We start from the raw sequence: 9614 nt of genomic DNA, 5'->3' as shown, positions 1-9614 counted from the left end.
GGGCTGGATCGGGCGCCCGTCTCAGCCCGTCCGGCGTTTGAGGACAACCGCGCGGAGCGCGGTTTCGGGGGTCTGGGGGCGGGCCCCCAGGAACAGCCCCGCGCAGCGGTAGTGTGTCGCGGATGAGCGGTCTGAATCTTGACGAGTTCGCCACGCTGATCGAGCGCCCCGACCCCGGCACCCGCCGCGAAGCGGAAGAGCGGCGCGAGCGGCTGGCCCCCCGCCCTGGCGCCTTCGGCCGTCTGGACGAGCTCGGCGAGTGGCTCGCCGCCGCGCAGGGCGGGGTGCCGGTGAAGCCGGTGGAGCGGCCGAAGGCGATCCTGTTCGCGGGTGACCACGGCGTCGCCTCGCTCGGCGTCTCCGCCGGGCCCGCCGAGGGCGCGTACGCACTCGTGCGCGCCGCGCTGGACGGGGAGAGCGCCCCCGCCGTGCTGGCCCGCACCTCCGGAGTGGAGCTGCGGATCGTCGACATGGCGCTGGACTGCGACCCCGAGCTGCTGCCGGCGGAGGTCACGCGGCACCGGGTGCGCCGGGGCTCCGGCCGGATCGACATCGAGGACGCGCTGACCCCGGAGGAGGCGGAGGCCGCGTTCCGGGCGGGGATGGCGATCGCCGACGAGGAGGCCGACTCCGGCACCGACCTCGTCGTCCTCGGCGACCTGAGCGTGGGCGGCACGACCGCCGCGGGCGCGCTGATCGGCGCGCTGTGCGGGACGGACGCGTCGGTGGTGACCGGCCGGGGCGGCGCGGGCATCGACGACCTGGCGTGGATGCGCAAGTGCGCGGCGATCCGGGACGCGCTGCGCCGGGCCCGCCCGGTCCTGGGCGACCAGCTCCGGCTGCTGGCGACGACGGGTGGCGCGGACCTGACGGCGATCACCGGGTTCCTGCTGCAGAGCGCGGTGCGCCGGACGCCGGTGATCCTGGACGGCGTGGTCTCGGCGGCGTGCGCCCTCGTCGCGCAGCGTGTCGCGTTCCGGGCTCCGGACTGGTGGCTGGCCGGGCAGAGCAGCGGTGATCCGGCCCAGGCGAAGGCGCTCGACCGGATCGCGCTCAACCCTCTGCTCGATCACGGCGTCACACTGGGCGAGGGAACGGGGGCGCTGCTCGCTCTGCCACTGGTACGGGCCGCGGCGTCCCTGGCGGCGGAGCTTCCCGAACGTTCCTGACGTTCCCGAGGCCGACACGGGCCGGAAGGTCTCGACAGCGGTCATCGGCAGCGGAAACGTGGGGGTCACGCCGTACCCGCGTCCCCCTTCCGCCGCCTTTCTCAGGAGAAGTCCGCTTGACTCCGGATGACGAGGTGCGCCGCGGCCCCTGGCCCCGGCGCGCCGCAGCCTTCGCCGTGTGGTACCTGCGTGTCGCCGCCTTCGTCAATCTGCTCAGCGCGGTCTGGGTGTCCTTCGGAGCGAGCATCCGGCGGCACAGCGTCGACGACTACTTCACGCCGTACCTGCTGGAGGCCAGTTTCACCTCGGCCGTGGTGTCGCTGTTCATGGCGGTCACGCTGCGGCGCCGCAAACGGGCGGCCTGGATCCTCAACCTGGCGCTGGCCGGGGTGCTCCTGTTGCTGCTGGGGCTGCTGATGTGGTTCCCGGAGTTCCGGGCGCACGGTCAGAACTGGTTCTCGGTGGTGATCACGGCGCTGTTCGTGGCCGCCCTGGTGGTGGGCCGCCGGGAGTTCTACGCGGTCGGGGACCGCTCCAACCCCAAGCTCGCCGCGGCGGTCGCGGCCGGGGGGCTGCTGGTCTGCTCGCTGATCGCCGCCTTCCTGGTGACCGTCACCAACCAGGCCGGTGACGCGTACCGGTCGACGTTCTGGGACCGCTGGCGCTACGGCGTGCGGCGGCTGGTCTTCCTGGCGAGCGACGACAGCCCGTTCCCGGCGATCGACACCCCGGACTGGGTCAACGTCACCATCAACGTGATGAGCACGGTACTGCTGGTGCTGGTGGTGTGGGCGGCGTTCCGCTCCCGCCGGGCCACCGACCCGCTGACGCCCGAGGACGAGGCGCGGCTGCGGGCGCTGCTCGACAAGTACGGCGACCGGGACTCGCTGGGCTACTTCGCGCTCCGCCGCGAGAAGAGCGTCGTGTGGTCGCCGTCCGGGAAGGCGGCCGTCACCTACCGGGTGGTCGGCGGGGTCTCGCTGGCGTCGGGCGACCCGCTCGGCGACCCCGAGGCCTGGCCGGGGGCCATCGAGCCCTGGCTGGCCGAGGCCCGGGCGCACGGCTGGATCCCGGCCGTGATGGGGGCGAGCGAGGAGGGCGGCACCGTCTACGCCCGGCACGGCATGGACGCCCTCGAACTCGGTGACGAGGCCATCGTCGACACCGCCGAGTTCACCCTGGAGGGACGGGCCATGCGCACCGTCCGGCAGGCGTTCAACCGGGTGAAGCGGGCCGGGTACACGGTCCGCATCCGGCGGCACGAGGACATCCCCGAGGAGGAGATGGCCGAGCTGCTGCGGCGCGCGGACGACTGGCGGGACGGGGCGACCGAGCGCGGCTTCTCGATGGCGCTGGGCCGGCTGGGCGACCCGGACGACGGCCGCTGCGTGATGCTGGAATGCCACGACGGCAAGGGCGAGTTGCGGGCGCTGCTGAGCTTCGTCCCGTGGGGGCCCAAGGGCCTGTCGCTGGATCTGATGCGCCGCGACCGGGACTCCGAGAACGGCCTGATGGAGTTCATGGTCATCGAACTCCTGCAGCGGGCGCGGGAGCTCGGCATCGCCCAGGTCTCGCTGAACTTCGCGATGTTCCGCTCGGTCTTCGAACGCGGTTCCCGGCTCGGCGCCGGACCGGTGCTGCGGGCCTGGCGGTCGCTGCTCAGCTTCTTCTCGCGCTGGTGGCAGATCGAGTCGCTGTACCGCGCGAATGCGAAGTACCGCCCGATCTGGGAGCCTCGTTTCATGCTGTTCGAGAAGAGCAGTGACCTGTTGCGCATCGGCATCGCCAGTGCCCGCGCGGAGGGCTTCCTGGAGGCTCCCGGACTGCCCAAGTGGCTGAACCGCAAGCATCTGGAGAGCCGACGATGAACCGTGCGGCGCTGCGCCGCGCCGCACGCACCGAATGGGGACCGCTCGCCGCGACCGTGACGGACGCCCTCGCCCGCGACCGGCTGCGCGCGATCCCGATGACCCTCTCGGCGGTCGCCCTCACCATGGCCCTCCAGTGGGTGCAGAACCGGTCCTGGGGTTTCGGCCCGGTCCAGGCGGTGGGGTCGGTACGGGCCGAGCTGCCGTGGTGGCTGGCGCTGCTGCGGACGCCGCTGTCGCTGTTCGTCCCGGCCCTGGACCTGCCGGTCTGGGGCGCGCTGGCCCAGGTGCTGATCGTCTTCGGGATCGCGGAGATCTGCCTGGGCCGGTGGCGGACGCTCGGCATCGCCTACGTCGCCACGCTGGCCGGGACGATGTACGCACGGCTGGCCATCGCGCTGGGCCCCGGCTGGCTGGGGCTGCCGGCGGAGGCGGCGAAGGTGGTCGACACCGGCCCGTCGGCGGCCGTCGTCGGGCTGGCGGTGTACGTGTCCTGGCGGTACCGGGCCTGGGTCACCTGCGCGGTGGTGGCGGCGGCGATGGCGGCCGAGGTGGCCGTCAAGCCGAACCTGGCGGGCAAGGAGCACATCGCGGCCGTCGTGGCGATGCTGACGCTGAGCGCGGCGGACGAGCTGCGCGGGCGTCGCCGCAAGCCGCGGGACGACCGCTTCCGGGGCGGGCCGGGTGGCTCCGGGAGCGCCGGGGGCGCCGGGAGCGGGGGTCAGCGGTCGGGGGCGCCGGCGACGAGGTCGTGAAGGCGGTTGCGGACCGCGTTCCAGCGGGCGTCGTGCCGGTAGGCCCGCACCCGCGCCCGGCGGCGGGCGCGCGGGCGCCGGCGGTAGAAGCGGCGGGCCCACGGCGAGCCGGGCCGGGCCAGCCGCACCGCGCCGATCAGCGCGACCAGCGGCACCACCGCGCCGATGAGCGCTATCCGCGGCTTGCCCTTCGCCAGTGCGAACAGCGCGATGAGGAAGTTGATCAGGATGTTGGAGACCAGGATGCTGCGGCCGCGCAGTTCCTCCGGCGTCAGCTCGTTCACCCCGAAGGGCGAGAACCCGAAGAGGACCAGGCCGACCAGGGCCGCCGTCAGCACCACGATCTCGACGCTCTTGCGGCCCTGTTCGGTCCAGTAGACGTCGTCGAGGTGGAGGATCAGCGCGAACTCGTCCAGCACCAGCCCGGCGCCGGCGCCGAAGAGGACCGCCGCGACCAGCGCGCCCAGCCCGTGCCGGCCCGCCGCCACCGCGCCGAAGCCGCCGACCACCATCAGCACCACGCCGGGCACGACATGGTGGACGTGCAGGCCGCCGGGGCGGATGTTGCGGAAGGGGCCCTTGCCCGCGCGGATGAGCCGGGTGATGACCCGGGTGACGAGGAACGTCAGGACGAACGCGGTCAGGGCCGCCAGCAGGGGCAGCTTGCCCGGCTCGACGACGTTGCGGTCAAGCCAGTGTTCCATCGGACTCCCGCACTTCCGAACTCCGCCCTGACGTGCAGCCTATCGCCCGGCCGGGCATCCGCCCGCTTCCTCCGGACGCCTTCCCGGACGGGCCGGGGGGCGGTCCGGAGGACGGCCAAGGGGACGGTCGGGGGGCCGGGATACCCTGCCCGCGATGACCGACACGCCCCCTCCCGGCTCCCCCCGCGCCACCTCCGCCGACGCCCTCCGATTCGCCTTCGGCACGTTGACCGTACTGCCCGTCCGCCTCACCCGCTGGGACCGCGCGGCGGCGCGCGGGGGCATGCTCGCCGCCCCGCTCGCCGGGCTGCTCGTCGGCGCCTGCGCCGGTGCGACGGGCTGGCTCCTGCTGCTCCTCGGCACGGGCCCCGCCCTCGCCGCGGTGGCCGCCACCGCCGTCCCCGCGGTGCTCACCCGGGGGCTGCACCTGGACGGGCTGGCCGACGTCGCCGACGGGCTGGGCAGCGGCAAGCCCGCCGAGGACGCGCTGCGGATCATGAAGCAGTCGGACATCGGCCCGTTCGGCGTCGTCACCCTGGTGTTCGTCCTGCTCGGGCAGGCCGCCGCGCTGTACGGCCAGTACGCCGCCGGCGGGGCGCGCGGCGCCCTCGCCGCCCTGGTGGCGTCCGTCGCCGCGCGCTGCGCCCTCACCCTCGCCGCCCGCCGCGGCGTCCCCGCGGCCCGTCCCGGCGGGCTGGGCGCCGCCGTCGCCGGCGTGGTGCCCGTCCCCGCCGCGCTCGCGGTGACGGCCGCCGCCTGCTGCGCGGCGGCCGGCGCCGGCGCGCTCCTCGGCCCGGGCGCCGCGCTGCGCGCCGGGGCCGCCGTCCCGCTCGCCGTCGCGGCGGCCGAACTCCTGCTCCACCACTGCCGGCGCCGCTTCGGCGGGGTCACCGGGGACGTCTTCGGCGCCCTGGCGGAGACCGCCGCCACCACGGCCATGATCGTCACGACCCTGGGCTGAACGACCGTGCGGGGATAGGCTCGCGCCAGCCCGAAGGCCCGGAACCCGGCGGCGCACGCGCGGCGCATACGATGCGCGGTGGCGGCCGGCACAGGCCTCGCTGTGCTCTCAAGCCGTGGAACCTCAACGGAAGTAGGGACACCCACCACCGTGACTGCTCTCACTCTCAGCACCTCCGGCGCGGCGACGCTGCGCGCGGACGCCCTCGTCGTCGGTGTCGCCAAGGGCCCGAAGGGACCCGTCCTCGCGCCCGGTGCCGAAGCCGTGGACCAGGCTTTCGACGGAAAGCTGGCCGCCGTCCTGGAGACCCTCGGCGCCTCCGGCGAGGAGGGCGAGGTCACCAAGCTGCCGGCCCCGGCCGGCGTCAAGGCCGCCGTCGTGGTCGCCGCCGGTCTCGGCGGCGTCCCCGCCAAGGGTGACGGCTACGAGGGTGAGGCGCTGCGCCGCGCCGCGGGCGCCGCCGCCCGCGCCCTCACCGGCACGAAGAAGGCCGCCTTCGCGCTGCCCGTGACGGACGCGGACGACGTCGCCGCGATCGGCGAGGGCGCCCTGCTGGGCGCGTACACCTTCACCGCCTTCCGCAGCAACGGCGGCGGCAAGGGCGCCTCGAAGAAGGGCGAGCCGCCGGCCGACGCCGTGATCCTCGGCGGCAAGCCGCGCGACAAGGCGTTCAAGGCCGCCGTCGAGCGCGCCGCCGTGGTGGCCGCCGAGGTCAACCGCGCCCGCGACCTGATCAACACCCCGTCGAACGCCCTCCACCCGGCCGCGTTCGCCGCCCTCGCCCAGGAGGCCGCCAAGGAGCACGGCCTCAAGATCGAGGTGCTGGACGAGAAGGCCCTGCTCAAGGGCGGCTACGGCGGTCTGATGGGCGTCGGCCAGGGCTCCGCCAACCCGCCGCGCCTGGTCCGCCTCGGCTACACCCACCCGAAGGCGGAGAAGACCCTCGCCCTGGTCGGCAAGGGCATCACCTACGACTCGGGCGGCATCTCGCTCAAGCCGGCCGGCCACAACGAGACCATGAAGTGCGACATGAGCGGCGCCGCCGCCGTGTTCTCGGCCGTGCTGGCCGCCGCCAAGCTGGGCCTGCGCGTCAACGTCACCGGCTGGCTGGCCCTCGCGGAGAACATGCCGTCCGGCACGGCCACCCGTCCGGGCGACGTGCTGACCATGTACAGCGGCAAGACCGTCGAGGTGCTCAACACCGACGCCGAGGGCCGGCTGGTCCTGGCCGACGCCCTGACCCGCGCCTCGGAGGAGAACCCGGACGCGATCGTGGACGTCGCCACCCTGACGGGTGCCATGGTCCTCGCCCTGGGTGACCGCACCTTCGGTGTCATGGCCAACGACGACGCGTTCCGCACCGCCGTCTACGAGATCGCCGAGGCGGTCGGCGAGCAGGCGTGGCCCATGCCGATGCCCGCCGAGCTGCGCAAGACCATGGACTCCCCGGTCGCGGACATCGCCAACATGGGCGTCCGCAACGGCGGCGGCCTGATCGCCAGCCTGTTCCTCAAGGAGTTCGTGGGCGAGGGCATCACCTGGGCGCACCTGGACATCGCGGGCCCGGCCTTCCACGAGAGCGCCCCCTACGGGTACACCCCCAAGGGCGGCACCGGCTCCGCCGTCCGTACGCTCGTCCGGCTGGCCGAGCGCACCGCCGAGGGCGACCTGGGCTGAGCGGGCGGGCCGCGCCGGCCCGCTCGCGAAGCCGCCGCGCGGTCCCGGGAATGCGTCCGGGGCCGCGCGGCGTTCGCTCTGGACGAACGCCCCCGGGGTACCACGCCGGCGGACTTCTCTACGCGCGAGTAACCCATCGAAGGTGACGCATCAGTCGTCCCTCAGCCCGGCCCGGCGTCCCGCCGTCCGTCAACAAGTGCGAAGATGTTGTCTCGGCAGGACAGGGCCCCCAGTAATCACGGGCCGAAGCAAGAAGCGGCCGAACGACAGCCGCCGCCCGGTCATCGACGACCGGCAACGGCGTACCCATGCATGGAGGACGTGACGTGGCGAACGACGCCAGCACCGTTTTCGACCTAGTGATCCTCGGAGGCGGTAGCGGCGGTTACGCCGCTGCCCTGCGTGGAGCGCAGCTGGGTCTCGACGTCGCCCTGATCGAGAAGGACAAGCTGGGCGGCACCTGCCTGCACCGCGGCTGCATCCCCACCAAGGCTCTGCTGCACGCCGGCGAGGTCGCCGACTCCGCCCGCGAGAGCGAGCAGTTCGGCGTCAAGGCGTCCTTCGAGGGCATCGACATCGCGGGCGTCCACAAGTACAAGGACGACGTGATCTCGGCCCTGTACAAGGGTCTGCAGGGCCTGGTCGCCTCGCGCAAGGTCACCTACATCACCGGTGAGGGCCGCCTGTCCTCCCCCACGTCCGTCGACGTGAACGGGCAGCGCGTCGAGGGCCGTCACGTCCTGCTGGCGACCGGCTCCGTGCCGAAGTCGCTGCCGGGCCTGACCATCGACGGCAACCGCGTCATCTCCTCGGACCACGCGCTGGTCCTGGACCGCGTGCCGAAGTCCGCGATCGTGCTGGGCGGCGGCGTCATCGGCGTCGAGTTCGCCTCCGCGTGGAAGTCCTTCGGCACCGACGTCACCATCGTCGAGGCGCTCCCCCACCTCGTCCCGGTCGAGGACGAGAACAGCTCCAAGCTGCTGGAGCGCGCGTTCCGCAAGCGCGGCATCAACTTCTCCCTGGGCTCCCGCTTCTCCGGCGTGGAGTACACCGCCGACGGTGTGAAGGTCTCGCTGGAGAACGGCAAGACCTTCGAGGCCGAGCTGCTGCTCGTCGCCGTCGGCCGCGGCCCGGTCTCCCAGGGCCTGGGCTACGAGGAGGCCGGGGTCGCCATGGACCGCGGCTACGTCCTCGTGGACGAGTACATGCGCACCAACGTGCCCACCATCTCGGCCGTCGGCGACCTGGTCCCGACCCTCCAGCTCGCGCACGTCGGCTTCGCCGAGGGCATCCTGGTGGCGGAGCGGCTGGCCGGTCTCAACCCCGTGCCGGTCGACTACGACGGCGTGCCGCGCGTCACGTACTGCCACCCCGAGGTCGCCTCCGTCGGTATCACCGAGGCGAAGGCCAAGGAGCTGTACGGCGCCGACAAGGTCGTCGCCCTGAAGTACAACCTCGCGGGCAACGGCAAGAGCAAGATCCTCAAGACCGCGGGCGAGATCAAGCTCGTCCAGGTCAAGGACGGTGCCGTGGTCGGCGTCCACATGGTCGGCGACCGCATGGGCGAGCAGGTCGGCGAAGCCCAGCTGATCTACAACTGGGAGGCCCTGCCCGCCGAGGTCGCGCAGCTCATCCACGCGCACCCGACGCAGAACGAGGCCCTCGGCGAGGCCCACCTGGCCCTGGCCGGCAAGCCGCTGCACTCGCACGACTGAGTCCCGAGCGCACCACCATCCGCACTACTCGTAAGGAGCAACCGCATCATGGCGGTTTCCGTAACCCTGCCGGCGCTCGGCGAGAGCGTGTCCGAGGGCACTGTCACTCGCTGGCTCAAGGCCGAAGGTGACCGCGTGGAGGTCGACGAGCCGCTGCTCGAGGTCTCCACCGACAAGGTCGACACCGAGATTCCGGCCCCCGCGTCCGGCGTCCTCGCCTCCATCAAGGTGGCCGAGGACGAGACGGTCGAGGTCGGCTCGGAGCTGGCGATCATCGACGACGGCTCCGGCGCCCCGGCCGCTTCCTCGGAGGCTCCCGCCGCCGAGGAAGCGTCTTCCGAGGCCCCCGCTGCCGCCGCCGCTCCGGCGGGTGGCGCCACCGGTACCGACGTCGTGCTGCCCGCGCTGGGCGAGTCGGTCACCGAGGGCACCGTCACCCGCTGGCTGAAGGAGGTCGGCGAGGAGGTCTCCGAGGACGAGCCGCTGCTCGAGGTCTCGACCGACAAGGTCGACACCGAGATCCCGGCCCCGGCCTCCGGCGTCCTGCTGGAGATCGTCGTCGGCGAGGACGAGGTCGCCGAGGTCGGCGCCAAGCTGGCCGTGATCGGTGCCGCCGGTGCCGCTCCGGCCCAGGCCGCCGCCCCGGCCGCTCCGGCTCCCGCCGCCGCCGCTCCGGCCGCCCCCGCGGCCCCGGCTGCTCCGGTCGCCCCCGCCGCTCCGGCCGCCCCGGCGGCTCCGGCTCAGCCCGCGGCCCCGGCTCAGCCG

8 protein-coding genes are annotated in these 9614 nt (G+C 73.6%); 7 read left to right on the top strand and 1 reads right to left on the bottom strand.

What is annotated here, in order from left to right:
* Window positions 1-122 precede the first annotated feature (122 nt).
* The 3 genes from cobT to ACSNOK_RS25965 all read left to right on the top strand — a co-directional run bounded on the left by cobT (window position 123) and on the right by ACSNOK_RS25965 (window position 3792).
* The gene (cobT, locus tag ACSNOK_RS25975; protein WP_436783199.1) at window positions 123-1169 is read left to right on the top strand and encodes a nicotinate-nucleotide--dimethylbenzimidazole phosphoribosyltransferase; all 1047 of its coding nucleotides are present in this window, start codon (window positions 123-125) and stop codon (window positions 1167-1169) included.
* 116 nt (window positions 1170-1285) lie between these two features.
* Window positions 1286-3037 (top strand): phosphatidylglycerol lysyltransferase domain-containing protein, encoded by a 1752-nt coding sequence (locus ACSNOK_RS25970; RefSeq protein ID WP_436783198.1) that lies wholly within the window; start codon window positions 1286-1288, stop codon window positions 3035-3037.
* Entirely contained in the window at window positions 3034-3792 is a 759-nt protein-coding gene (locus ACSNOK_RS25965) for a hypothetical protein (RefSeq protein WP_436783197.1), read from the top strand. The genes ACSNOK_RS25970 and ACSNOK_RS25965 overlap by 4 nt, the downstream gene beginning before the upstream one ends.
* Here the strand turns inward: ACSNOK_RS25965 and ACSNOK_RS25960 are convergent.
* Window positions 3759-4496, bottom strand: a complete 738-nt coding sequence (locus ACSNOK_RS25960) for a hypothetical protein (RefSeq protein ID WP_436783196.1) — start codon at window positions 4494-4496, stop codon at window positions 3759-3761. The two genes, ACSNOK_RS25965 and ACSNOK_RS25960, sit on opposite strands and share 34 nt — an antisense overlap.
* Window positions 4497-4650: 154 nt before the next feature.
* On the opposite strand from ACSNOK_RS25960, the gene ACSNOK_RS25955 reads away from it, so the two are divergent.
* From ACSNOK_RS25955 to ACSNOK_RS25940, 4 genes are all read left to right on the top strand, one after another.
* Window positions 4651-5457, top strand: a complete 807-nt coding sequence (locus ACSNOK_RS25955) for an adenosylcobinamide-GDP ribazoletransferase (RefSeq protein WP_436783195.1) — start codon at window positions 4651-4653, stop codon at window positions 5455-5457.
* Window positions 5458-5607: 150 nt separating this feature from the next.
* The gene (locus ACSNOK_RS25950) at window positions 5608-7134 is read left to right on the top strand and encodes a leucyl aminopeptidase (protein ID WP_436783194.1); all 1527 of its coding nucleotides are present in this window, start codon (window positions 5608-5610) and stop codon (window positions 7132-7134) included.
* 326 nt (window positions 7135-7460) lie between these two features.
* Window positions 7461-8849 (top strand): dihydrolipoyl dehydrogenase, encoded by a 1389-nt coding sequence (lpdA, locus tag ACSNOK_RS25945; RefSeq protein WP_436783193.1) that lies wholly within the window; start codon window positions 7461-7463, stop codon window positions 8847-8849.
* 48 nt (window positions 8850-8897) lie between these two features.
* Window positions 8898-9614 (top strand): biotin/lipoyl-containing protein (locus ACSNOK_RS25940; RefSeq protein ID WP_436783192.1); only part of this gene is annotated, 717 nt, incomplete at its 3' end.

Origin of the sequence: Streptomyces sp. URMC 126 (assembly GCF_051386555.1) — a bacterium.
Classification (GTDB): domain Bacteria; phylum Actinomycetota; class Actinomycetes; order Streptomycetales; family Streptomycetaceae; genus Streptomyces.
This window is presented reverse-complemented; position numbering and strand designations above follow the sequence as displayed.